This is a genomic window from Nonomuraea sp. NPDC004354, assembly GCF_053602555.1.
Genome location: NZ_JBSGDV010000010.1, coordinates 134,994 through 157,715 on the forward strand (window position 1 = coordinate 134,994; position 22,722 = coordinate 157,715).

Genomic DNA, 22,722 nt, shown 5'->3' on the forward strand with positions numbered 1-22,722 from the left:
GGTCCCGGCCTAGCGGGACCTTCTCCACGCGACGGCCCCGGCGATCAGCAGCCCGGCCGCCCCGGCCGCGGCCCACCGGCGCTGGCGGGCCACGCGCCGCTCCACCTCGGCGTACGGGGTGGTCGAGAAGGAGACCAGCTCGTAGCGGGACACGTAGCGGCCCGGCAGCGCCCGCTCCAGGGCGTGCTCGACACGCTTCTGGGCGAGGAAGACCCGGGAGCCGACCTTGTCGCGCATCTCGACGAAGTTGTCCAGCGCGAGGCGGGCGATGACGTCGGTGTCGGCCTTGCGGCGCTGGAACAGCTCCAGCGCCCTGGCGAAGTCGTCGCCCGTCTCGTCGAGGCACCGGTCGAGCTCGACGCAGTCCTGGAAGCCGCAGTTGGCGCCCTGGCCGTAGAAGGGGACGATGGCGTGGGCCGCGTCGCCGATCAGCCCGACCAGGGTGCCGTTGACAGTCCCGTGCCAGGGGTCGCAGCGCATCGTGACCAGGTGCCCGACCGGGTTGCGGGCGTAGTCGGAGGCCAGGTGCGGCATCACCTCGGCGGCGTCGGGATACTCCTTGCCGAAGAAGGCGCGTACCTTCTCCGGCGTGTCGAGCGCCGCCAGCGCCTCGTGCGGCCAGAACAGCGTGCATGTGAAGGACTTGTCGGGGTTCGGCAGGGCGATCATCATCGACCGGCCGCGCGGCCAGATGTGCAACGCCCCCGGGTCGAAGGCGAACTCCCCCAGTTTGGGGGGAATCGTCAGCTCCTTGTAGCCGTAGTCGAGGTACTGCTGGCTGAAGTCGGTGCCCGGCAGCTGCTGAAGCCTGGCCCTGACCGCGCTGTAGGCGCCGTCGGCGCCGATGACGACCTGCTGGCCCTTCTCGACGATGCCGCCCTCGAACTCCAGCGTGCCGTCCCCGATGCCGGTCAGCCGGTGCCCGAACCTGACCCGCACGCCCTTGTGCGCCTCCGCCGCGTCGAGCAGCTTGCCGTTGAGCGCGCCCCGGCTGATGGAGTTGATCGCGTGCCGCTGGTCGGAGCTGTAGGGCTGGAAGGTGAGGGAGCCGTCGACGGCGTGCATCATCCGGCCCGGCATCGGGATGGCCTCCGCCAGCGCCTCCTCCGCCAGGCCGAGCCTGCGCAGCGCGTCGATGCCGCGCTCGGAGATCGCCAGGTTGATCGACCTGCCGCGCTCTGCGCCCGTCAGCCTGGGGTCGGGGCGACGCTCGTACAGCGTCACCTCGTGGCCTCTCCTGGCGAGAAAACAAGCCAGCAAGCAGCCCACCAGGCCGGCTCCGACGATCGAGACCTCCACGGTCGCTCCCTTCCCTCCCCTCCTTGGTACGGCGCGGCGGCGCGAAACACCAGGACCGGTTCCACGACACGGCACCACGCACTCCGGCCGGCACGCCTTTCCCTCGGCGGAACCCCGAAGCCGGGCCCGGCCCCGCGTGCGCTCCTCCGGGAGGGCGGGCACCCCTCCCGGAGGAGGGGCACCCCTCCCGGAGGGCGGGCACCCCTCCCAGAGGGCGGGCACCCCTCCGGGTAAGGCGAGCGCCTCTCCTGGAGAGGCGAGCACCTCCGGGAGAGGGCGGGAAGCGGGCGGGCCGGTCAGGCGGGCTTCGGCGGCGTGGCCTTGGCCAGGCGTTCGGCGATGGCGAGGGCGGTGGTGCGCCAGATGGGGGCGCGCGGCGAGATCACCGCGAAGTGGTCGCCCGACATCTCCATGTAGGTCACCTCGTCCCCGACCGCCTCGGCCGCCCTGGCGTACCTGCGGCTGAAGTCGATCAGGTCGAGGTCGTCGCCCGACCCCTGGACGATGAGCTGCGGCACCCCGAGCGGCAGCCGCAGCAGCGGGCTCGACGCCGCGTACGTCGCCTGCGGCGAGCCGCTGTCGAAACGCGCGTGCCCGCCCAGCGCCGCCGCCACCGCGCCGGAGCTGAGGTGCCGCCGGTCGCCTTCCACCAGGTCGAGCACGCCCGCGAGCGACACCGCCAGCGCCACCTTGGCGTTGTCGGCCGCCGCCCGCAGGGCGAGCTGGGCGCCCGCAGAGTGGCCGACGACCGCGACCCTGTCCAGGTCGAGCCGCGTGCCGGTCAGCGCGGCCGCCACGGTGGGCAGGGCGTCGAGCCCGGCGGCGACGTCGGCGGTCGTGGCCTCCCAGCCGTGCAGGTCGGGGCGGCGGTATTCCAGGTTCCACGCCGCGAGCCCGCGCGCCGCCAGGTCGGCGCAGAGCGCGTCCATCAGGTCGGCCGCCCACACCGAGCGCCAGTAGCCGCCGTGCACGAGGGCCACGACCGGTAGGGGCAGGTCGGCGGTGGCCCTGGCGGGCAGGTACAGGTCGCCCCACTGCTCGGGGTGCGTGCCGTAGGTGAAGCGCCGCGGCCGGTGCCGGTGCCGGTGGACGGCGTGCCTGATGGCCCACACCAGCCCGTCGATCCCCCTGCCCTGGATGTGCGCGGTTCCCTCGAGCTGGCGCACCCGGCTGAAGTCGCACCAGACGACGCCGTCCGCCGTCCCCATGAGTTCGCGCAGTTCCGGCGAGGGCCCGGGGATCGCCACGACGGGGCCGCCCGCCGTACCCGCAAGGAGGGCACGCGCCTCACCGGCGTCACGGGCGTGCCGCAGCGCCCCGCTCACTCCGAGCGCCGAGAACTCCCGCTCGGCCACCTCCCCCAGCAACGCCCAGTCGGCAGCCAGCCCCGGCCCGACGATCACCCGTACGTCCGTCATGAGGCAAGCATGCTGATCGTCCCGCAGGAGTCAAAGCCCATATGGACTTTTATCGACCTTTCTTCGGGATAAGGAGCCAAAGACCGGCCACCACGAGGGAGGGGCGGAGGAGGACACCGGGCGGCTGTCACAACTCGGCGAGAACGGCCCGCGCGACGTCACCGGTCTCAGGACGAAGCACTGCGTGCCGAACGCGCGGGTGTGAACGCCCAGACGGCCAGCCACACGCTGAGACCCATGATCGTCATGCCGAGCGGCACGTGCAGCGACGTCACGCCCGAGCCTCCCGTGGCCGACTGGACGAAGCCCAGCAGCAGGATCGCCAGGCCGGCCAGCGCCGGCCGGCCCGGGCCGCGTCCTGGACGCCACACCAGGACGCCGACGATCAGCAGGAGCAGCCCCACGGTATGCACGGCACCGGCGCCCATGCCGTGGAGCGCGCTGCCGCCGCCGCTGAGCAGTTGCCCCGCCGTGACGGCCTGGGCGAGCACGGCGGCGACGTTGAGCAGGGCGAGGATCTTGAAGGGGGTGAGGAATCTGACCATGTGAGCAAGGGTCACGCCCACGGCCGGCGACGGCATCCGCCACGCGTCGTCATCGCGACTACGCCGACGGGTGTACTCGGCCCGGCCCGCCCTCGTCGTACGGCACGCGGCCCTCGCCGAACGGCACGCGGCCCTCGCCCAACGGCACGCGGCCCTCGTCCCGCGACCTGCGGGCCCGCGCCGTTCACCGCCAGAAGGCCCCTGCGCTCACGGCCAGAAGGGCCACGCCGTTCACCGCCAGAAGGCCCCTCCGTTCACGGCCTGAAGGCCCACGCCGCTCACCGCCGGAAGGCCCCTGCGCTCACGGGCTGAAGTAGCGCTCCAGCACCACGGCCACGCCGTCCTCGGCGTTCGACAGCGTGTGGCGCTCGACGGCGGCCAGCACGGTGTGGTGCGAGTTGGCCATCGCGTAGCCGGTGCCCGCGTAGGCGAGTACGGCCAGGTCGTTGGGCATGTCGCCGAAGGCCACCACGCCGGCGGGGTCGATGCCGCGCTCCCGGCAGAGCTCGGCCAGCGCGCCCGCCTTGGTCACCCCGGCCGCGCTGATCTCCAGCAGCCCGCCGCTGCCCGAATAGGTGACCTCGGCCCGGCCGTCCACGGCGGCGGTCGCCGCGGTGAACATCTCGTCCGCGTGGTGGGCCGGCGACCAGGCCAGCAGCTTGACGACCGGCGCGGGGTCGGCCCACACCGACGCCACCTCCCGGCGGTAGGCGGCGTCATGGGGGACGTGCTTGCCGTACCCGGGCTCGAACAGCACACCGGTGCCCGTCTCGATCGCGAAGGTGAGGCCCGGCAACGCTTCGGCGAGGGACCGCGTGACCGCGCGGGCCTCGTCCCGGTCGAGCGTCCGGGTGGTGAGGGCGCGGCCCGCGGCGACGTCGTAGACGATCGCGCCGTTGCTGCAGATCGCCGTGCCGTCGACGCCGGTCTCCGCGGCGATGCGGGCGATGGAGCGCGGCGGTCTCGCGGTGACGAAGACCACCTCCGCGCCCGCCGTCCTGGCCGCCTCGAGGGCGCGGCGGGTGCGGGGGGTGACGGCACCGGCGGGGTCGAGGAGCGTGCCGTCGAGGTCGGTGGCGATCAGGCGGGGGAGGCTCATGCCGGGGATTATCCGGCACCCCGCCTCAGCGCGGGATCAGGGCCTTGATGTCGGAGAAGACCCGCTCGCAGGCGGGCCCGACCGCGTCGCCCGAGTCCTGGATGAACCCGTGCGCCAGGCCGGGCTCCTGCCGGTGCACGACCTTCACGCCGGCCTCGGCGAGCTTGGCGGCGTAGGCGTCGCCCTCGTCGCGCAGGGCGTCGTTCTCCGCGGTCACCAGCAGCGTGGTCGGCAGGCCGTACAGGTTGGGGGACAGCAGGGGGCTGGCGCCGGGGCGCTGCGCGGGGTCGGGCACCCACTGGGCGACGAACCAGGCCAGAGTGTCGGCGTCCAGCCCGTAGCCGGAGCCCTTGGAGACGATGCTCGGCGAGGAGAGCGTGAGGTCGGTGTTCGGGCACAGCAGCACCTGCAGCGCCGGCATCGCGCAGCCCTCGTCGCGCAGCCGCATGCACGCCATCGTGGCCAGGTAGCCGCCCGAGCTGTCGCCGGCGACCGCCACCGGCCTGGTCCAGCGCAGCACCTCGACCGCGTCGTCGAGCGCGGCGGGGCAGGGGTGCTCGGGGGCGAGCCGGTAGTCGACGGCCAGCACCTCGACGTCGCACTCGCGGGCGATCCTCCGGCAGGTCCTGTCGTGGGTTTCCAGGTCGCCGAAGACCCAGCCGCCGCCGTGCAGGTACACCATCAGCGGCCGCGGCCGGTCGGCCGGATGGTAGCGGCGCAGGCGCAGCCCCGACGGACTGGTCAGGTCGACGACCCGGGCAATATCGGGCCCGGGAGGGCGCTGCGGGGCGCGCGTCCTGAGCTCCACCAGTCTTATGTCAGACATAACGGCACATAGTAGGGTTTCCGGATGCCTGAAAAAGCCGGAATCAGCTCCGTGCTGCGATTCACCACCGAGTTGGTCGCCTGGATCGCGACGCCATGGGCACTGGCATCGCACTCCGTGACGCTGGCCGTACTGTCGGTCATCGCGCTCATCGGGCTGCCGACGGTCTTCGCCACCCCCGGCGACAAGCGCCAGGTGATCGTCGCGGTTCCGGGGATCGTGACGATCCTGCTGGTGATCCTGCAGCTGGTCGCCGCCGTGACCGCGGCGTGGGCGACATGGGCGCGCCCGGTGGCGGTGGTCGTGACGGTGCTGGCCGCCGCGACCGTGGTGACCGAGCTGCCGCGCTGGCGCCGCCTGCTCAGCTGAACTCGTCCCACACCAGCAGGCCCTCCCGCGCCTCCGCCGACTCCTCGAGGGCGCTGCGCACCACGGTCAGCACGATCTCCAGCGCCTGCATCGAGTCGGCGCCCGTGACCTTCCGCTCCCGCTCCCAGCCGCCGAGGCCGTCGATCCGGTAGGGGCAGGACCACTCCCCCGTCGGCTCCTCGTACGGCAGGCCGATCGTCACCGTGACCTCGCCGGGCGGCTCGGTCAGCAGCGTGAGGACACGCTGGGCGATCTCGTACATACCAAGCGATCTACCCAGTCGCGCGTACCGCGAAAGTGATCACACGGGTCTTCACGACCATGCTCCTGTCCACGCGCCGGCCCTCATGGTCGAGACTCTTGCCTTGACGCTACGGGCCGTATCGAAGGACTGAATGAGATGTCGCGTGTGCTGGTGACAGGGTTCGAGCCGTTCGGCGGGGAGACGACCAACCCCTCCTACGACGCCGCCGTGCTGGTTCCAGGGGCGACCGCGGTCGAGCTGCCGTGCGTGTTCGCCGACGCGCCGGCGGCGCTGCGGGAGGCGATCGAACGGTACGACCCCGACGTGGTCCTGTGCACGGGACAGGCCGGCGGCCGGGCCGGGATCACGATGGAGAAGGTGGCGATCAACCTCATCGAGGCACGCATCCCCGACAACGCGGGCGCCCGGCCGAGCGGCGTGCCGGTGGTGCCGGGCGGCCCCGACGCCTACCTGTCCAGGCTGCCGGTCAAGGCCATGGTGCGGGCGGTCAGGGCGGAGGGGATCCCGGCCGCCGTCTCCTACACGGCGGGCACGTTCGTGTGCAACCAGGTGGCCTACGAGCTCGCGCACCTGATCGCGACCGAGCGGCCCGGCCTGCGCGGCGGGTTCGTGCACGTGCCGTACGCGCCGCACCAGGTCACCGGCGCCGACGGGCCCAGCATGGACACCTCCACGGTGGCGCGGGCGCTGGGCGTGCTGGTCAAGGCGTCCGACGGCGTCGAGGACGACCTGCCCGAAGGCGCCGTCCAGTAGCGCCGGGGGCGCCGCGCGGTCGCCGAGGCCCTCGGCGACCGCGTCGCGGCGCCCCGGCGTTCGCGCGGGACCCACCGGCCCAGGCCGGCCCAAGTCCATCCAGGTCAGCCCAGGGCGGCGTCGATCTCCGCGCGGGTCGGCATCGAGGTGCTGGCACCCTCGCGCTGGACCGAGAGCGAGGCCGCCACCGAGGCGAAGCGGAGCGCCTCCTCCGGCGTCCGTCCCTCGGACCTGGCCACCGCCAGCGCGCCGACGAAGGTGTCGCCGGCCGCCGTGGTGTCGACCGCCTTCACCGGCTCGGCGGGGACCCGCAGCCGCGCGCCGTCGCGCGAGCCGTACAGCGCGCCCTCGGCGCCCAGGGTGATCACCGCCTCCGGCACGCGGTCGAGCAGCGCGTCCAGCGCCTTGCCTGGGTCCTCGACCCCGGTGATCGCCGCCGCCTCGTGCTCGTTCGGCACGATCAGCGTCACCGCCGCCAGCAGCTCGTCAGGCAGCGGCTGGGCGGGCGCGGGGGTGAGGATCACCGGCGCGTCGGCGGCCCGCGCCGCCTTCGCCGCGGCGACGACGGCCGCCATCGGCAGCTCGAGCTGCAGCAGCACCGCGGTCGAGCCCGCGATGAGCTCCAGGTCGTCGTCGGACGGCCCGGTCACGGTGCCGTTGGCGCCGGGCACCACGATGATCGAGTTGCCGCCGGAGTCCTCCACCACGATGTGCGCGATGCCGCTCGGCCCCGACACGTGCCGGAGCACGCTGACGTCGACGCCCGACTCGACGAGCGTCGAGCGCAGCACCACGCCGAAGGGGTCGTCGCCGACCGCACCGAGGAAGGCGACGTCCGCGCCCGCGCGGGAGGCGGCGATCGCCTGGTTGGCGCCCTTCCCGCCGGGGATGGTGCGGAAGGAGCGCCCGGTGACCGTTTCTCCGAGTCTGGGCGCCGTGGGCACGTAGGCGACCAGGTCCATGTTCACGCTGCCGAAAACCGAGATCATGACACCATCATCCTCTCCGTGCGCCGCGCCAGCTCGCTCAGGGCGATGCCGTCGAAGCCGGTCAGGCTGCTGGCCAGGCTGTCGCGCAGCCGCCACCGGTCCGGCACGCCCCCGTTGAGCGCGCCGGCGATCGAGCCGGCCGTGGCGCCGGCCGAGTCGGTGTCCCAGCCGCCCGCCACGGCCCCCGCGATCGTGGCGGTGAAGTCGCCGTCGGCGTGCACGAGCGTGGCCGCGACCAGGGCGGCGTTGTTGATCGTGTGCACCCAGTGCAGGTGCCCGTGCCGCTCGTACAGGCGGTCGACGACCTGCTCGAAGTCGTCCAGGCGGGTGGCGTCCGCGACGGCCTGCCGTACGGCCTCGGCCAGCCTGGAGCGGGGCGGGACCACGGACAGGCCCGCCTCGACGACCTCCTCGACCGAGCCGGCCACCATCGACTGGGCGCACATGGCGGCCACGAACATCGCGCCGTAGACGCCGTTGGCGGTGTGGGTGAGCCTGGCGTCGCGCCAGGCGTACTCGGCCGCCATGGCGGGGTCGCCCGGGTTGACCCAGCCGTACAGGTCGGTCCTGATCAGCGCGCCGATCCATTCCCGGAACGGGTTGCGGTAGGTCGCGGTGGTCGGCGGTTCCATGCCCGCCAGCAGGTTGCGGTAGGCGACGCGCTCGGCGGTGAACGTCCGCCCGGCGGGCAGCTCGTCCAGCCACAGCGTGGCCACGTCGTCGGTGGTGAAGCCGCGGCCGTGCCGTTCCAGCACCGCCAGGGCCAGCAGCGGATAGTTGAGGTCGTCGTCCTCGGGGACGCCGTCGACGTTCTCGGCCAGCGAGTTGACCGCGCTGCGCCGGTTCCACGGCCAGCGCCGGTTGATCTCGGCGGGCAGCCCGGCGGCGGTGAACCAGCCGCGGATCGGCCAGTTGCCCGTCGCCTCGGCGATGGCCCTGACACCCTCGCGCGGGATCTTCTCCACCGGTTTGCCGAGCACGCACCCGGCGGCCCTGCCGAGCCACGCCCCGAGCATCCTGCCGGGCACGGGCGACGCCGCCGCCGCGCGGGCGGCGGGCCAGCCGGGGCACCGGGCGACGATCTCGGCCAGGTCGGTGGGCTCGTCCAGCGGCGACTCCCGCGCGGCCAGCTCGTCCAGCAGCTCCTCGGCCAGCCCGCGCAGCGCCAGCGCGTCGGGCGAGGAGGCGCCCGCGCGGGGCGGCGCGTCGTGGCCGCCCGCCGCGTGCCAGCGCGCCGCGACGTCGGCCACGTCGCGGCCGTCCTCGGCGGCCTGGCGGAGCTCGTGCCCCACCAGGTCCTCGGGCTGCACCCAGGTGAGCCTGATCACTGGCCGGCCAGCTCGGCGAAGGCGGCCTCGTGGGCGCGGCGCCGCTCCAGGTCGTCGCGGTGGATCCGCCGCGTCACCCCGGCCAGCGCCAGTCCGGGTGCCACCAGGTCGGTACGGCTGGCCGTACCGACCTGGTCGACCCACGCGGACGGCACGCAGGACAGCCCGCCGAGCGCCCCCGCCAGCGCCCCGCCCATGGAGGCGATGGAGTCGGCGTCGCGCCCGTAGTTGACGCCGCCGAGCACGGTGTCGCGGTAGTCACCCTTGGCGATCAGCAGGAACGCCAGCGCCAGGGGCAGTTCCTCGATGCTGTGCACCCGGGACGGCCGCCGGGCGCCGAGCCCCTGGTCGCGGTAGGTGTCGGCGACCGTGTCGTAGGGACGCATGGCCGCGCGCAGCCCCTCGAAGGAGCCCTCCCAGTGCCCGAAGTCGCGCGCCCGCGAGCACACGGCCTCGATGGCGGCCCTGGTGCCGTCCTTGGCCAGCCGGGACGCCACGGCCACCACCGAGTCGGCCGTCGCGCCCGGCCGCATGGCCTCGGCGACCGCCGCCGCCATGACCCCGGCGGCCTCGCGCCCGTAGGAGGACTGGTGCGCCCCGGTCAGGTCGATCGCCTCGGCGTAGGCCGCGTCGGGGTCGCCGGCGTTGACCACGCCGACCGGCGCGACGTACATCGCGGCGCCGCAGTTGACGATGTTGCCGGTGCCGGCCTCGCGCGGGTCGACGTGACCGTAGTGCAGCCGCGCCACGATCCACTTCTCGGCCAGGAAGACCCGCTGCAGCGGCAGCGCCTCGGCCTCCAGCTCGGGGATCCACCGCTTCTCGGCCATCATCTCCGGCACCATGTGCTCGGCCATCGCGTAGGCGTCGAGGTGCCCGGCGGTCTTCTCGTAGACGCGGATCAGCGCGTGGGTCATCAGGGTGTCGTCGGTGATGTGGCCGTCGCCCTTGTGGTAGGGCGCGATCGGCCGGGCGTTGCGCCAGTCGGTGTTGAACGGCGGGACGACACCCTCGACCGTTCCCCCGTAACGCTGGGTGATCTGCTCGGGCGTCCAGCCTTCGGTGGCGCCGCCGAGGGCGTCACCGACCGCCGCTCCCGCCACGCACCCAGTGGCCTTGTCCTCCAGCGGCGTCATGCGATTCCCTCCGAGATATCAACGAGATCCCTGCCCGCCAGTTCGGGCAGGCAGCATCCGGCCAGCCTGCGCGCCGAGGCGGCCCATGCCTGCGGCACCGCCGAAAGACCGCCGCAGGCGCCGGTGAGCGCCCCGGTCAGCGCGGGCGCCGAGTCGGCCACCGCGGCCAGGCACGCCGCGGCCGGCACGGCCTCGGCGAGCGACCCGCCCGCCACCTCGGCCAACGCCAGCGCTATCGGCACGGTCACCGCGGCCGCGACGGCGTAGCTGTAGACGTGGTCGACGAGCGCGGCGTCGAGCGCGGGCACCGCGGCGAAGGCGCCTCCCGCCTCGCGGGCCACCCGCAGCGCCGTCCTGGCGTTGTGGCCGATCGCGGTGTCTTCGGGCAGTTCGGCCAGCGCCGCCTCGACCGCCGTGGCGGCCGGTGCGCCGGTGACGGCGGCCGCCACCGCCGCGGCCATCGCCCTGGCCCCGAGCACGCCGTCGCCGGCGTTGGTGACGTGCGCGTCGGCCGTGGGATCACGCCCCGTGACCCCGAACGCGACGGCCCGCACGGCGGCCGCGTCATCGAAGAAGTGCGGGTTGTCGTGCCCGCTGGCGGGCGGCTCGAGGCCGCGCCGCAGGTTGTCCAGCGCGCTCGCCACCGAGACGCGGGCCCGCAGGTCGTCGCGCCCGGCCAGGTCGAGGAAGGCCCCGGCCCGGTCCTGCGCGATGGTCAGCGCGGTCCACGCCAGCCACTCGGCGTCGTCGGACGGCCCGACGGCCAGCGGCGCGGTCGGCTGGTTGAGCGCGAACGGCACCGGCAGCGTGGTGACCCCGCGCTCCTCGGCGAAGGCGTCGAGCTCGCGATGCAGCCGCCTGCTCCACGGCGCGTGCAGCGCGGCGCGATGCCGGGCCGCCGGCCAGCCCGCCGCGTCGCCCACGGCCAGGCCGACGAACGCGCCTGTGATCCTGTCCCCCGACATGTGGTCTCTACTGTCCTCTCGCCCACTCGTCCTCGGCCGGTCCTCTCGCCAGCTCGTCCGCGACGTCGAGCACGTGCCTGCCCGCCACGACCGGCAGGCACTTGCCGGTGGCGGGGCCGACGCGCTCGGCCCATCTGCCCGGCACCCCGCCCTCGCCGCGCCCAGCGCCCGCCAGCGCGCCGGCGATGGCGCCGATGGTGTCGGCGTCGCGGCCCAGGCTGACCGCGTAGGTCACCGACTCCTCCACCTCGCCGTCACCGTGCAGGTAGGCGGCGAACGCCAGCGCCACGGCCTCGGGCGCCAGGTCGGTCCACGGGTAGTGCCTCATGACCACGGCCTCGTGCAGCCGCTCGGGCGAGTCCCTGAGCGGGCGGGCCCTGGTGACGGCACGGGCGGTCCACGAGTCGGCGGGGATCGCGGCCAGCCCGGCCTCGACCGCCTCCTCCGCCGTGGCCCCCGTCATCGCGACGGCCACGGCCGCGGCGACCGCCATGCCGCCGTTGATGCCCTCCCCGTCGGCGCTGACCAGGCCGTCCTGCTCGACCAGCCGGGCCGCCTCCGCCGGATCACCCGGGCAGAAGACACCGTACGGCGCCGCCCGCATCGCCAGGCCGTCCGACCAGCCGTGCGCGTGGACCTTGCCGGTCAGCGGCGGTTCGAGACCGCGCCGCAGCGCCTGGACGGTGCCGAGCTCGGAGAAGCCCGCGCCCCTCATCGGGCCGAGCACCGAGGGAATGATCTCCCTGCGGTAGGCGGCGGCGACATCGGCGCTGGTCAGCTCGTGGCCGTGCCGTACGAGCAGCGACGCGGCGAAGATGGCGTACTCGGTGTCGTCGGTGCCGCCGCCCTCGATCTCGGTGAGTCTGCCCCACCTGGCGGCGATCTCGGCCGGTTCCATGTTCTCGGCGGGCGCGCCGAGGGCGTCGCCGGCCGCCAGGCCGAGCAGGCACCCCCGGGCGCGATCCTGCGTCAAGGTCACGAGGAGTACCGCTCCAGCACCTCGTTGCCCTCCTCGACCAGCTTGGCCGCCGCCTCGTCGAGGGAGATCTTGTTGGCGTAGTACTGCTGCAGGGTGGGGGTGGCCACCTTGCTCTTCCACTCGTCGAAGCCGTTGACCTTCAGGAACGGCGCGACGACCAGGTTCTTGGCCGAGGCGGTGGCCACGTCCCAGCCGTTCTCCTGGGTGGTCATCGACGGGTCGGCGGCGGCCTGCTGCGAGGTGGGCAGCAGCCAGTCGCCCTTGGCGAGCTTGGCCTGGTTGGTGCCGTTCAGGAAGAAGGAGATGAACTTCAGCGCCTGGTCGGAGTGCTTGCTGTCGGCCGAGACGGACAAGGTCTGGGAGACCGCGCCCTGCTCGGAGGTGGTGCCCTTCAGCGGGGGCAGCGTGACCCACTCGAAGTCCTTGGGAGCCTGCTCGGCGACCTGCTGGCGCAGGTAGACGCCGGCGGGCAGCAGCGCGAACTTGCCGGCGTAGAAGGCGGGCAGCGGGTCGGCGCTGCCCTGGCCGAGCGCGGCGGGGTCGGCCGACTTGTCCTTCCAGAGCTGGTCGTGGATGCGCTGCAGCACCTCCTTCTCCTCCGGGCCGACCTTGACGGTGGTCTTGCCGTCGGCGCCGGTCTGGAAGAAGGTGCCGCCGTAGTTGAGCGCCAGGTTCAGCGTCTTGTTGACCGGGGACTTCATCGGCCAGGCCACACCGAAGCCGCCGTCCTTGGTCAGCTTCTTGCTGACCTCGGCGAACTCGTCCCACGTCCAGGGGTTGTCGGGCGTGGGGATGCGGACCTTGGCCGCGTCGAGCAGCTTCTTGTTGGCGATGATGACCTGTGACTCCTGCAGGAACGGCACGCCGTACACACCTTCGGTGCCCTTGCCGTCCTTGAAGGTCACGGTGTCCCACGCCTTCTGCGGGATGTCGCTCTTCAGCTCGGCGGGCAGCTTGTCCTTCAGGTCCAGCAGGTAGCCGTCGGCGGCGAAGCCGGACAGCGCGGGAGAGTCGTCGTGGATCACGTCAGGGGCGGTGCCGCCGGAGAACTGCGTGACCAGCTGGTCGTTGACGTTGTCCCAGCTGCCCTGCACGTAGGTGACCTGGATGTCGGGGTTGGCCTTGTTCCACTCCTCGACGAGCTCCTTGTTCGCCGCGAGCGACTCCTTCTGCCAGGCCAGGCTGAGGAAGTTGATCTTCACGGGCTCGCCGCCGGGCTTGGCGGACTCGGCGGCGCCGCCGCCACCCCCGCCGCCGCCACCGCACGCGGCCGCCATGGTCACGATGGCCGCAGCCGCCAAAGCGGACTTGATACGCATAAGAGCCTCCTAGCCCTTGACCGCTCCGGCCATGAGGCCGGACCTCAGCCGTCGCTGGATGATTGCGAAGAAGATCAGGCTCGGGATCGTCGCCATGAGCGACGCCGCGGCGAGCGGGCCGAGCCTGGCCACTCCCTCGGGTCCGGTGAACCGGACCAGGGTGAGCGGCAGGGTCATCACGTCGGGGTCCTGGAGGATCACGAGCGCGAAGAGGAACTCGTTCCATGAGGAGATGAACGAGAACAGCAGCGTCGCCACGACCCCGGGGGCCAGCAGCGGCGCCACCACGGTGGCGATGGTGCGCATGCGTCCCGCGCCGTCGACGGAGGCGGCCTCCTCCAGCTCGGGCGGTACGGCACGCACGTAGCCCTGCAGCATCCACAGCGCGAACGGCAGCGTGAACGTGACGTGCACGATCACCAGGCCGGGCAGCGTGTTCACCAGCTGCAGCTCCCGCAGCACCATGAAGAGCGGGATGATGATCAGGATGAACGGGAAGACCTGGCTGACCAGCACCCAGCCGAGCGCGATCCGGTTGACCAGGCTCCGGTGGCGGGCCATCGCGTAGGCGGCCGGCAGCGAGATCAGCACGGTGATCACGCTGGTGAAGACCGCCACGACCAGGCTCCTGCCGGCGGCGCCGAGCAGGTCCTGCTCGCCGAAGGCGTCGGAGAAATTGGCCAGGGTCGGGTCGCGGGGGATCCAGGTGGGGTCGAGGCCGGCCATCTCCTGCGGCGTCTTGAGCGCCGTGGACAGCAGCCAGACCAGGGGGAAGGCCAGGAAGAGGATGTAGGCCAGGAGCGCCAGATATTTCGGGGCCTGCTTCACTTCGTCTCCCTCATCTGGCGCCACAGGTACAGCCCCAGCACCGCCAGCACGACGATCACCATCGCGACGCCGAGCATGGAGGCGTAGCCGAAGAAGCGGTACCGGAAGGCCTCCTCGTAGGCGAAGAGCATCGGCAGCCGCGTCTGGCCGCCCGGCCCGCCGGCGGTGAGCACGTAGACCAGGCCGAACTGGTTGATGTTCCACACGAAGTCGAGCGAGGTGATGGCCACGATGACCGGCCTGAGCTGCGGCAGCGTGATGTTCCAGAACCGCCGCCAGCGGCCCGCGCCGTCCACCTCGACCGCCTCGTACAGCTCCTTGGGGATGCTCTGCAGGCCGGCCAGCAGCACGACGGTGGTCTGCGGCATGCCCGTCCAGACGCCGACCACGATGATGGCCGGCAGCGCGAGCGAGAAGTCGGCCAGCCAGTCGATGTGCGTGCCGAGCATCGCGTTCAGGATGCCGGCGTCGGGGTGGTAGACCAGCTTCCACATCAGGCCGATGACCACGGGCGGCATCGCCCACGGCACCACGGCCAGCACCCTGGCCACGCCCCTGAAGCGCAGGTTCTGGTTGAGCAGCAGCGCCAGGCCCAGCGCGGCCAGGAACTGCAGCACGGTCACCGAGACGGCCCAGATCATGCCGATCCGGAACGAGGACCAGAACTTCTCGTCGGTCAGCAGCTGGCCGAGGTTCTCCAGGCCGGTGAACTCGATGTCCCTGTTCCTGCCGGCCCGCGCGTCGGTGAAGGCGAGGCTGATGCCGTAGAGCAGGGGCCCGAGGCTGAACAGCAGCACCGGCACCAGCGCGGGGAGCATCAGCAGCAGCGTCTCGCGGCCCTGCCGCGAGCGGACCTTGCGGCGCGGGCGCGGCGAGGTGTGCGGGGGTCTGGTCGCGACCGCCGTCATGGTGTGCCTCCCTGCGGGTCCGATGCGGCGTCGGCGGGCCGCGTGGCGGGGAGCGCCCGGACCGGCGGGACCGGTCCTCCCGCCGCGCCCTGTCCGACGGTGGAGGCCCGGACGGCGAGCACGGGCGGCACCGTGACCAGCCGCGGCTCCCTGCCGGTGTCCTTGAGGCGGTCGAGCATCAGCTCGGCGGCCGCCTTGCCGCGCTCGGCCGATCCGAGCGAGACGCTCGTGAGCGACGGCCACGAGGCCGCGGCCAGGTCGGTGTCGTCCATGCCGACCACCGCCACGTCCTCCGGCACCCGCAGGCCCCCCGCCCGCAGCACGTCGAGCGCGCCCAGCGCGATCAGGTCGTTGGCGCACATCAGCGCGTCCACGCCGGCCGCGCGCTCGAGCAGCGCGCGTGCCGCGCGCGCTCCCGCCGCCCGGTAGAAGTCGCCCACCTCGACGATCCCCTCGTCGTACGGCAGGCCGCGCTCCTTCAGCGCCTCCCGGTAGGCCGCGGCGCGCGCCGCGCCCGGCACGGTGTCGAGCGGGCCGTTGAGGAAGCCGATCCGGCGCCGGCCGAGCGCGTGAAGATGGTCGATGGCGAGCCTGACGCCGGTGCGCGAGTCGGCCCTGACGTTGTCGACGCGCGTGCCGTCCGGCACCGAGCCGATGATGACGACGGGTGCCCGGGCGGCCGCGATCATCTTCAGGTGCTCGTCGGTGACGCGCAGCGGGCTCATGATCAGCCCGTCGACGTAGCGCTCGCCGAGGCTGTGCAGCACGTCGATCTCGTCGGCCACGATGGCGTCGGTGGAGTGCAGGACCAGCCGGTAGCCCGCCGCCTTCAGCACCGGCTGGATCTGGCGCACCATCGCCAGGTAGACGGGGTTGCCGATGTCGGCCATGGCGAAGGCGATCTGGTGGGTGCGGCGCGACTTGAGGCTCCGGGCCACGGCGTTGCGCACGTAGCCGAGCTCTTCGGCGGCGGTCAGCACCCTGCGGACGGTCTCCTCACGGGTGGGCAGGCCGTTGAGCACACGGGAGACGGAGGCGATCGACACCCCGGCGCGCTCGGCGATCGTGGTGATCGTGGGTCCTTCGCCCAACGCTTGACCTCCCTGGGAACTGAAAACGTTTACAGTACGTTTACTGTAAACGTTTACGGAGCTGGGCTCATGAAACATGCCGGTAACGTCGAGGGTCAAGTCACGATCACATAACGCCAGGTCAGCGCGGTCTCGCGGGGCGGACCGGTCCAATGGGCGAAAGATCGTTCTGGTCGGGAAACGTTTACCAACCAGCCATCCGCGATCACTCGTCTGGACAACCATGATCCTTACGTTTGCGGCGTTTGTGCACATCCCCCCTCATCGCATGCGGAAGGACATTCATGCGGATCGGCACTCGTGCACTCGCCGTCATCGTGACGGCATGTCTGGCCATCACCTCGGCCGGGCTGTCCGGAGTCCCGGCGTTCGCGGCGGACGACCCCGCCCTCGCCGCCCTCACCCAGGTCGTCCCAGAGATCGTCGAGGAGGCCAGGACCACGCCGCCCACGGAGATCCCCGAGGGCAACACCCAGCGGCCCTTCGCGGCCTCCACCGCCACCGACACCGCGCTGACGGCGACCGTGAGCGACTCCGACATCGGCATCGGCACCCCCGACGCGCAGGGCACCGGCAACCAGCCGCTGCCCGGCCTGGTCACCTACGCCGCCAAGCAGCCCGGCGTCGCCTTCGCCCACAACCGCACCGGCCAGGTGGCCCGCGTGCTGACCGTGATCAAGGACTCCTCGGCGCCGACCGAGTACCGCTTCCCGATCAGCGCGCCGGAGAACAGCACGCTGGAACTCGACGAGGACGGCCAGACGGTACTGATCTACAACGAGGAGGTCTACCTCGGTGAGATCGACGCCCCCTGGGCCAAGGACGCCAACGGCAACCCGGTCCCGACGACCTACCGGGTCGAGGGCATGACGCTGGTCCAGACCGTCCACCACGCGGGCGCCGCCTACCCCGTGGTCGCCGACCCCGCCCTGAAGCTGCAGTGCACCTGGTGGAAGGCGATGTGCCGGGTCATCTTCTCGCGCACGCTCACCAAGAAGATCCACAACGCCTGGCTGTACGGCGGCGCGGCCGCCGCCGCCGAGGTCCTCAAGTACGCCTGCGACAAGATCAAGGAGGCGCGGGCCAAGCTGATCTGCAAGGTGGCGGTCGTGACCGGCATCGCCTCGTTCATCTACAAGATCCGCGAAGCGGCCCAGAAGAACCAGTGCTTCGCCATCCGGGCGCAATGGCCGGGGCCGATCCTCTGGGGTGAGGTACGCAAGCAGAGCTGCTCGACCAGGTAGCCCTCTCTCCTCCGCTCTCCACCGACGCCCCCGTCACCGCGACGGGGGCGTCGCCCTACGTCCGCTTCCGGAGCATCCATGCCTGCCATCACGCCGCGGGCGGTCGCCTGCGGTCTCGCGATGATCGTCCTCCCCCTGGTCCCTTCCGCTCCCTCCGCCGCCGCGGCGGCCGAACCGCCCGCGCCCGTGACCACCCCGCCCCACGCGTCCCCGGCGTCGTCCCCCGCATCCCCCGCGTCGTCCCCCGCATCCCCCGCCCCGGCCGCCACCACGACCGGGACAACGACCGGGACAGCGACCGGGACAGCGGCCGGGACGGCGCCCGACGAGGCCTCCGCCCGGCTCACCGCGCGCCTGACCGGCCGGCGGGTGGAGATCGAGTCCGCCCGCACGGAGACCACCACCACCTACGCCAACCCCGACGGCTCGATGACCGTCGACAGCTTCGCCGGACCGATCAGGTTCCGCCGCGACGGAGCCTGGGCGCCCGTCGACATCAGGCTCGCCGCCGACGCCACCGGCCGCATCGCGGCCCGCGGCCACCGGCGCGGGCTCACGCTGGGCGTCGGCGGCGGCGACCTCATCACCGTGGGCGAGGGAGAGTCCAGAGTCTCCATGCGGTGGAAGGGCGCGCTGCCCACGCCCCGGCTGCACGGCGAGAGCGCCACGTATCCGGAGGTGCTGCCCGGCGCCGACCTGGTCGTCAGCGCCACCAGGACGGGCGCCGAGCAGTTCCTGCTGCTCAAGCGGCGGCCCACCACCCCGCTGCGGTACACGCTGCGGCTCGGGGCGCCCGGCATGACGGCCCGCCGGGCGGGCGACGGCGGCGTCGAGCTGGTGGACCGCAAGGGCGAGGTCGCCGTCACCGTCCCCGCCCCGGTCATGTGGGACGCGCGGGTGCACCCGGTCTCCGGCGACCACCTGAACCGGGCGCCGGTGGCCATGACCCTGTCGGGCCAGGACCTCGTCCTGACCCCCGACCCCGCCTTCCTCGACGACCCGGCCACGCGGTACCCGGTCACCGTCGACCCCTCGCTCAACCTGGGCCAGGTCTTCGACACCTTCGTCCAGGAGGGCTACGGCACCGACCAGTCCGGCGCGACCGAACTCAAGATCGGCGACAACGGCGGCGGCCAGGTGGCCAGGTCGTTCATCACCTGGAAGACGCCCGGCATCGCGGGCAAGAAGATCCTCTCGGCGTCGCTGAAGCTGTGGAACCACCACTCCTGGTCCTGTAACGCCAGGACGTGGGAGGTCTGGTCGGCCAACCGCGCCGCCACCTCCTCCCGCTGGCCGGGGCCCACCATGGTCGCCCGCTACGCCACCTCGACCGAGACCAAGGGCTGGGGCAGCGGCTGCGCCGACGGCTGGGTGAGCGCCAACGTCACCTCCCTGGTGCAGATGTGGGCGGACAAGGCGTGGACGGAGTCGGGGATGGGCCTGCGGGCCGCCGACGAGGCCGACGAGTACGCCTGGAAGCGCTTCAACTCGGGCAACGCCTCCTCGGGCGTGCCGTACATCTCGGTGACCTACAACTCCTACCCCGACACGCCCCTGTCGACGTGGGTCTCGCCCTACACCGACAACGCGGGCACGCGATGGACCAACACCCTGACGCCGCAGCTGCGCAACCACGTGCGCGACCCCGACCAGGGCAACGTGCGCGGCCTGTTCGACGTCTATGACGGCGCCACCCTGGTCGTCGACAACCTCTGGGGCGGCTACGTGGCCAGCAACGGCTTCTCCGCCGCCGGCGTGCCCGCCGGAAAGCTGGTCCACGGCAGGTCCTACACGATCCGCTCCTGGGCCAACGACGGCGCCCTGTCGTCCAAGGCGTACCAGAGCGCCACGTTCACCGTCGACACCGTCAAGCCGCCCGCTCCCCGGGTGACCTCGGCGGACTACCCCGCCGACGGCGGGTGGCACGGCGACGCCGGCAAGCCGGGCACCTTCACCCTGACGCCCGCCGACGCCGACTCCGCCCAGCTCGCCTACCGGCTCGACGGCGGCGCCGTGACCTCGGTGCCGACCACGGGCGCGGCCGTCAGCGTGAAGGTGACGCCGCCGTCCACCGGGGCGCACACGCTCAGCGTCTACACCGTGGACAAGGCGGGCAACGCCTCCCCCACGACCGCCTACACCTTCAACGTGGGCGCCGGCACCGCCGTGGCGGTGCTCACCTCTCCGGAGGACGGCGGCCGGACGACGGGCAGGCTGGCGCTGGCGGTCTCGGGCACCGGCTTCACCCAGGCCACCTTCCAGTACCGCAGAGCCGAGGCGGACACCTGGTCCGACATCCCCGTCGCCCACGTCGTCGGCGCCGACGGCAAGCCGCTGACCGCCTGGCCGGTGGCCGCCCCCGGCCGCCTGTCCGGCCTGGTCTGGGACGTGGGAACGCAGCTCGGCGACGCCGCCGTCCAGGTCCGCGCGGTGGTCTTCGGCAACGCCGCGGCCAGCGAGCCGGTCACCGTCGTCTCCGACCGGTCCGCCTCGACGGCCGCCCGCGCGCAGGTCGGTCCCGGCGAGGTCAACCTGCTGACCGGCGCCTACCGGCTGCGCGCCGCCGAGGGCGGCCCGTTCGGTCTGACCGTCGCCAGGTCGTACGGCTCGCGAGGCGGGGGCGGCCCGCTCGCCCCCTTCGGCAAGGAATGGCCGCTGGCCATCGCCTCCCTGCGGGAGACCTCACCCACCTCGGTCGAAGTGATCACAGAGGAGGGCCGGCCGGTCCAGTTCACCAGGGCGGGCGACGTCTGGCGGCCCGAGCTCGGCGCCGAGGACCTCACGCTCACCGGCTCCTACACCCTCACCGACTCCCGGGGCCGCACGACCGTCTTCGCCAGGCACGGCACGCTGTTCCTGCCGGCCGAGCACGGCTACGAGACGGTGGGCGACCAGGTCAGGCCGACCTCGATCGCCCAGGCGGGACGCCGGCTCGACCTGGCCTACGGCACCGACGGTCGGGCCGCCACGCTCAGCTTCAACGGCGTGGTCATCGCCCGGTACGCCTACGACGCCGCGGGCCGGCTGGCCGAGGTGTGGGACCCGCGCATCAGCCCTCCCCTCAAGACCCTGTACGGCTACGACGCCGCCGGCCGCCTGACCTCGATCACCCCGCCCGGTGAGCTGCCCTGGACGCCGCGGTACGACGCCGACGGCCGCCTGCTGTCTGTCACCCGCGCCACGCTCAGGCCCGGCACCGCCGACCAGGTGGCCGGGCAGGCCACCACCACCGTCGTGTACGGCGTGCCGCTCGATCGGGCCGCGGGCGGCCCCGCCGACGTGACGGCCAAGCAGGTCACCGCCTGGGGCCAGAAGAAGGCGCCCACCACCGCCACCGCGCTGCTCCCGCCCGACCAGCCGCCCGGCTCGTGGACCAGGGCCACGGTCACCTACCTGGATGAGGCGGGCCGCGCCGTCAACACCCTGGCGCCGGGCGGGCGCCTCGGCGCGGCCGAGTACGACCGCCTCGGGCATCTGGTCCGCGCCCTCACCCCTGGCAACAGGGAGCTGTCGCAGCGGCCCGACACCGACTATCGCCTCGGCGAGCTGGGCATCTCCGGCTACACCCCCGCCGAGCGCGCCGAGCTGCTGTCCACCCGCGTCGGCTACGACCAGACCGGGCGCAGGAAGCTGGAGGAGCTCGACCCGGTCCACATCGTCAACCTCGAGGCCGAGATCAGCGAGGACCTGCCCGCCGGCTTCGCCATCGGGGCCAGGACGCACGCCGTGTTCACCTACGACGAGCAGCGGCCCGCCGACGCAGCCGCCAGGGATCTGCCCACCACGGTCAGGAAGGGAGCCAGGATCGTCGGCAGGGAGTCCATGCCGGACGCCGACGTGCGCACCACCGCCACCGGCTACGACTGGACCACCGCGCTGCCGGTGCGGACCGTCCTCGACCCCGGCGGCCTGGCCGTCACCAGGACCGTCGACCGGCCCGTGCCCTACACCGCGGGCGGCACCGGCGTGTGCGGCGGCCGTCCCGAATGGGCGGGGCTGGCCTGCAAGGACGGCGACAAGATCGTCACCTACACCGCGATGGGCGAGGTCGACACGATCACCGAGGGCGGCGCCGTCACCGTCATCGGGCGCGACGACGCCGGACGGCCCGTCACGATCGGATCGCGAGAGCTCGGCTACGACCCGGCCACCGGCAGGGTGGTCGAGCGCAGGCAGGCGGGCGCGAAGGTCGTCTCCGCCTACGACCGGCTCGGGCGCCTCATCTCGCACACCGACGCCGACGGGGCCGTCACCCGCACCGAGTACGACGATCTCGGCCGCCCGGCCAAGGTCAGCGACTCGGCGCCGTCGACCACCGTCTACGCCTACGACCACGCCGTCGAGCCGCGCGGTCTGCTCACCTCGGTCACCGACTCGGTGGCCGGCGTCTTCACCGCCCGCTACGACGACGACGGCCGCGTGGTGGCCGGCGAGCTGCCCGGTGGCCTGCGGCTGGCGGCGGTGTACGACGAGATCGGCCAGCCGTTCGCCCGGGTCTACACCCGTGACGGTGTGGACGGCCCCGTGCTGATCGACCAGGCCGGCCTGTCCGTGCACGGGCAGCCGGTGCTCCAGCTGCGCACCGACACGATGACCGACCGCACGCTCGGCTACGACAGGGCGGGCCGGTCGACCTCGGTGCAGGAGATCGCCTTCCCGGTGTGCTCGCTGCGCCGCTACGCCTACGACGGGCAGGGCAACCGCACCCGGATGGCGGTGCAGAGTTCCGAGGAGGAGTGCCCGCAGGCCGACGACGCGGCCGCCACGATCACCGGCTACACCTACGCCGACGGCCGGCTGACCGGCGACGGTTACGGCTACGACGGGCTCGGCCGGACGACGGCGCTGCCCGGCGGCAGGACCGTGGACTACGCCGACGACGGCGCCCCGTCGAAGGTGACGGCCGGCGACCAGGCCCTCGCCTGGGCGCGCGACCCCATGGGCAGGGTCAGGTCGGAGACGGCGGAGACGGGCGCGGTGACCGTGCACCACTACGGCTCCGACGGCGAGTCGCCGCGCTGGCTGACCGAGGGCGGGGCGATGGTGCGGACCGTCGCCGGGATCGGCGGCGAACTGGCGGCGCTGACCTCGGCGACCGGCGCGGTCCGCGTGCAGCTGACCACGCTGCACGGTGACGTCGGCACCGAGCTCGACCTCGATTCGGGGGCGGCGACGGTGCTGGGCTTCGACGAGTTCGGCGTGGCCACCCGGCCGCGCAGGTACGGCTGGCTCGGCGGCCGGTTCGTCTCCGGCGTTCCTGGCGGCCTGCTGCTGGTCGGCACCCGCCTGTACGACCCGGCGCTCGGCCGCTTCCTGCAGTCGCCCTACGTGGGGTGAGCCGCCTGGGCCCCGCGCGCCGGC

Annotated in this window: 19 protein-coding genes; 4 read left to right on the top strand and 15 right to left on the bottom strand. The window is 73.0% G+C overall.

Annotation, left to right across the window (positions count from 1 at the left end; genetic code table 11):
• Positions 1-9: 9 nt before the first annotated feature.
• From ACWENQ_RS26355 to ACWENQ_RS26375, 5 genes are all read right to left on the bottom strand, one after another.
• Complete coding sequence (locus tag ACWENQ_RS26355) at positions 10-1,299, bottom strand: FAD-dependent oxidoreductase (protein WP_449926145.1); 1,290 nt, start codon at positions 1,297-1,299, stop codon at positions 10-12.
• A 296-nt stretch (positions 1,300-1,595) separates the two neighbouring features.
• Positions 1,596-2,717, bottom strand: coding sequence for an alpha/beta hydrolase (locus tag ACWENQ_RS26360; RefSeq protein WP_452416652.1), 1,122 nt, complete (start codon positions 2,715-2,717; stop codon positions 1,596-1,598).
• A 167-nt stretch (positions 2,718-2,884) separates the two neighbouring features.
• Positions 2,885-3,262, bottom strand: coding sequence for a hypothetical protein (locus ACWENQ_RS26365; protein WP_452416653.1), 378 nt, complete (start codon positions 3,260-3,262; stop codon positions 2,885-2,887).
• Positions 3,263-3,563: 301 nt separating this feature from the next.
• Positions 3,564-4,361 carry an HAD family hydrolase gene (locus tag ACWENQ_RS26370; protein WP_452416655.1) on the bottom strand — a complete coding sequence of 266 codons (798 nt, stop codon included), beginning with the start codon at positions 4,359-4,361 and terminating at the stop codon, positions 3,564-3,566.
• A 25-nt stretch (positions 4,362-4,386) separates the two neighbouring features.
• Positions 4,387-5,187 carry an alpha/beta hydrolase gene (locus ACWENQ_RS26375; RefSeq protein ID WP_354912378.1) on the bottom strand — a complete coding sequence of 267 codons (801 nt, stop codon included), beginning with the start codon at positions 5,185-5,187 and terminating at the stop codon, positions 4,387-4,389.
• A 24-nt stretch (positions 5,188-5,211) separates the two neighbouring features.
• Here ACWENQ_RS26375 and ACWENQ_RS26380 point away from each other — a divergent pair, with 24 nt between their 5' ends.
• A complete protein-coding gene (locus tag ACWENQ_RS26380) occupies positions 5,212-5,556 on the top strand; it encodes a hypothetical protein (protein WP_452416657.1) in 345 nt (114 codons plus the stop codon).
• Here the strand turns inward: ACWENQ_RS26380 and ACWENQ_RS26385 are convergent.
• A complete protein-coding gene (locus tag ACWENQ_RS26385) occupies positions 5,549-5,818 on the bottom strand; it encodes a DUF6968 family protein (RefSeq protein WP_449926132.1) in 270 nt (89 codons plus the stop codon). The two genes, ACWENQ_RS26380 and ACWENQ_RS26385, sit on opposite strands and share 8 nt — an antisense overlap.
• 138 nt (positions 5,819-5,956) lie before the next feature.
• On the opposite strand from ACWENQ_RS26385, the gene pcp reads away from it, so the two are divergent.
• A complete protein-coding gene (gene pcp / locus ACWENQ_RS26390) occupies positions 5,957-6,574 on the top strand; it encodes a pyroglutamyl-peptidase I (RefSeq protein ID WP_452416658.1) in 618 nt (205 codons plus the stop codon).
• A gap of 104 nt (positions 6,575-6,678) precedes the next feature.
• Here pcp and rbsK read toward each other — a convergent pair whose 3' ends face one another.
• From rbsK to ACWENQ_RS26435, 9 genes are read right to left on the bottom strand one after another with little or no spacing between them, the layout of a single operon-like run.
• The gene (gene rbsK, locus ACWENQ_RS26395; protein ID WP_452416659.1) at positions 6,679-7,563 is read right to left on the bottom strand and encodes a ribokinase; all 885 of its coding nucleotides are present in this window, start codon (positions 7,561-7,563) and stop codon (positions 6,679-6,681) included.
• Complete coding sequence (locus tag ACWENQ_RS26400; RefSeq protein ID WP_452416660.1) at positions 7,560-8,891, bottom strand: ADP-ribosylglycohydrolase family protein; 1,332 nt, start codon at positions 8,889-8,891, stop codon at positions 7,560-7,562. The genes rbsK and ACWENQ_RS26400 overlap by 4 nt, the downstream gene beginning before the upstream one ends.
• Entirely contained in the window at positions 8,888-10,027 is a 1,140-nt protein-coding gene (locus tag ACWENQ_RS26405) for an ADP-ribosylglycohydrolase family protein (protein ID WP_354912391.1), read from the bottom strand. Before ACWENQ_RS26405 ends, ACWENQ_RS26400 begins: the two co-directional genes overlap by 4 nt.
• Positions 10,024-10,992 carry an ADP-ribosylglycohydrolase family protein gene (locus tag ACWENQ_RS26410; RefSeq protein WP_449926121.1) on the bottom strand — a complete coding sequence of 323 codons (969 nt, stop codon included), beginning with the start codon at positions 10,990-10,992 and terminating at the stop codon, positions 10,024-10,026. Before ACWENQ_RS26410 ends, ACWENQ_RS26405 begins: the two co-directional genes overlap by 4 nt.
• Positions 10,993-10,999: 7 nt before the next feature.
• Entirely contained in the window at positions 11,000-11,971 is a 972-nt protein-coding gene (locus ACWENQ_RS26415) for an ADP-ribosylglycohydrolase family protein (protein WP_452416661.1), read from the bottom strand.
• Entirely contained in the window at positions 11,968-13,290 is a 1,323-nt protein-coding gene (locus ACWENQ_RS26420) for an ABC transporter substrate-binding protein (RefSeq protein WP_354912397.1), read from the bottom strand. Before ACWENQ_RS26420 ends, ACWENQ_RS26415 begins: the two co-directional genes overlap by 4 nt.
• A gap of 9 nt (positions 13,291-13,299) precedes the next feature.
• The gene (locus ACWENQ_RS26425) at positions 13,300-14,118 is read right to left on the bottom strand and encodes a carbohydrate ABC transporter permease (RefSeq protein ID WP_354912399.1); all 819 of its coding nucleotides are present in this window, start codon (positions 14,116-14,118) and stop codon (positions 13,300-13,302) included.
• Positions 14,115-15,026, bottom strand: a complete 912-nt coding sequence (locus tag ACWENQ_RS26430; protein WP_354912401.1) for a carbohydrate ABC transporter permease — start codon at positions 15,024-15,026, stop codon at positions 14,115-14,117. Before ACWENQ_RS26430 ends, ACWENQ_RS26425 begins: the two co-directional genes overlap by 4 nt.
• Positions 15,023-16,117, bottom strand: coding sequence for a LacI family DNA-binding transcriptional regulator (locus ACWENQ_RS26435; RefSeq protein ID WP_449926113.1), 1,095 nt, complete (start codon positions 16,115-16,117; stop codon positions 15,023-15,025). The genes ACWENQ_RS26430 and ACWENQ_RS26435 overlap by 4 nt, the downstream gene beginning before the upstream one ends.
• Before the next feature lie 284 nt (positions 16,118-16,401).
• Between ACWENQ_RS26435 and ACWENQ_RS26440 the strand changes: the two genes are divergently transcribed.
• Together ACWENQ_RS26440 and ACWENQ_RS26445 are read left to right on the top strand one after the other, a co-directional pair.
• Positions 16,402-17,361 (top strand): hypothetical protein, encoded by a 960-nt coding sequence (locus tag ACWENQ_RS26440; protein WP_452416662.1) that lies wholly within the window; start codon positions 16,402-16,404, stop codon positions 17,359-17,361.
• Positions 17,362-17,439: 78 nt separating this feature from the next.
• Positions 17,440-22,698 carry a DNRLRE domain-containing protein gene (locus ACWENQ_RS26445; RefSeq protein WP_452416664.1) on the top strand — a complete coding sequence of 1,753 codons (5,259 nt, stop codon included), beginning with the start codon at positions 17,440-17,442 and terminating at the stop codon, positions 22,696-22,698.
• The last annotated feature ends 24 nt before the right edge of the window (positions 22,699-22,722 follow it).

What these genes read in the sequence shown, in the direction of transcription:
- ACWENQ_RS26410 (WP_449926121.1), bottom strand. Translation starts at nt 10,992, where the DNA reads ATGTCGGGGGACAGGATCACAGGCGCGTTCGTCGGCCTGGCCGTGGGC.
- ACWENQ_RS26405 (WP_354912391.1), bottom strand. Translation starts at nt 10,027, where the DNA reads ATGACGCCGCTGGAGGACAAGGCCACTGGGTGCGTGGCGGGAGCGGCG.
- pcp (WP_452416658.1), top strand. Translation starts at nt 5,957, where the DNA reads ATGTCGCGTGTGCTGGTGACAGGGTTCGAGCCGTTCGGCGGGGAGACG.
- ACWENQ_RS26440 (WP_452416662.1), top strand. Translation starts at nt 16,402, where the DNA reads ATGCGGATCGGCACTCGTGCACTCGCCGTCATCGTGACGGCATGTCTG.
- rbsK (WP_452416659.1), bottom strand. Translation starts at nt 7,563, where the DNA reads ATGATCTCGGTTTTCGGCAGCGTGAACATGGACCTGGTCGCCTACGTG.
- ACWENQ_RS26365 (WP_452416653.1), bottom strand. Translation starts at nt 3,262, where the DNA reads ATGGTCAGATTCCTCACCCCCTTCAAGATCCTCGCCCTGCTCAACGTC.
- ACWENQ_RS26370 (WP_452416655.1), bottom strand. Translation starts at nt 4,361, where the DNA reads ATGAGCCTCCCCCGCCTGATCGCCACCGACCTCGACGGCACGCTCCTC.
- ACWENQ_RS26360 (WP_452416652.1), bottom strand. Translation starts at nt 2,717, where the DNA reads ATGACGGACGTACGGGTGATCGTCGGGCCGGGGCTGGCTGCCGACTGG.
- ACWENQ_RS26430 (WP_354912401.1), bottom strand. Translation starts at nt 15,026, where the DNA reads ATGACGGCGGTCGCGACCAGACCCCCGCACACCTCGCCGCGCCCGCGC.
- ACWENQ_RS26445 (WP_452416664.1), top strand. Translation starts at nt 17,440, where the DNA reads ATGCCTGCCATCACGCCGCGGGCGGTCGCCTGCGGTCTCGCGATGATC.
- ACWENQ_RS26375 (WP_354912378.1), bottom strand. Translation starts at nt 5,187, where the DNA reads ATGTCTGACATAAGACTGGTGGAGCTCAGGACGCGCGCCCCGCAGCGC.
- ACWENQ_RS26385 (WP_449926132.1), bottom strand. Translation starts at nt 5,818, where the DNA reads ATGTACGAGATCGCCCAGCGTGTCCTCACGCTGCTGACCGAGCCGCCC.
- ACWENQ_RS26420 (WP_354912397.1), bottom strand. Translation starts at nt 13,290, where the DNA reads ATGCGTATCAAGTCCGCTTTGGCGGCTGCGGCCATCGTGACCATGGCG.
- ACWENQ_RS26380 (WP_452416657.1), top strand. Translation starts at nt 5,212, where the DNA reads ATGCCTGAAAAAGCCGGAATCAGCTCCGTGCTGCGATTCACCACCGAG.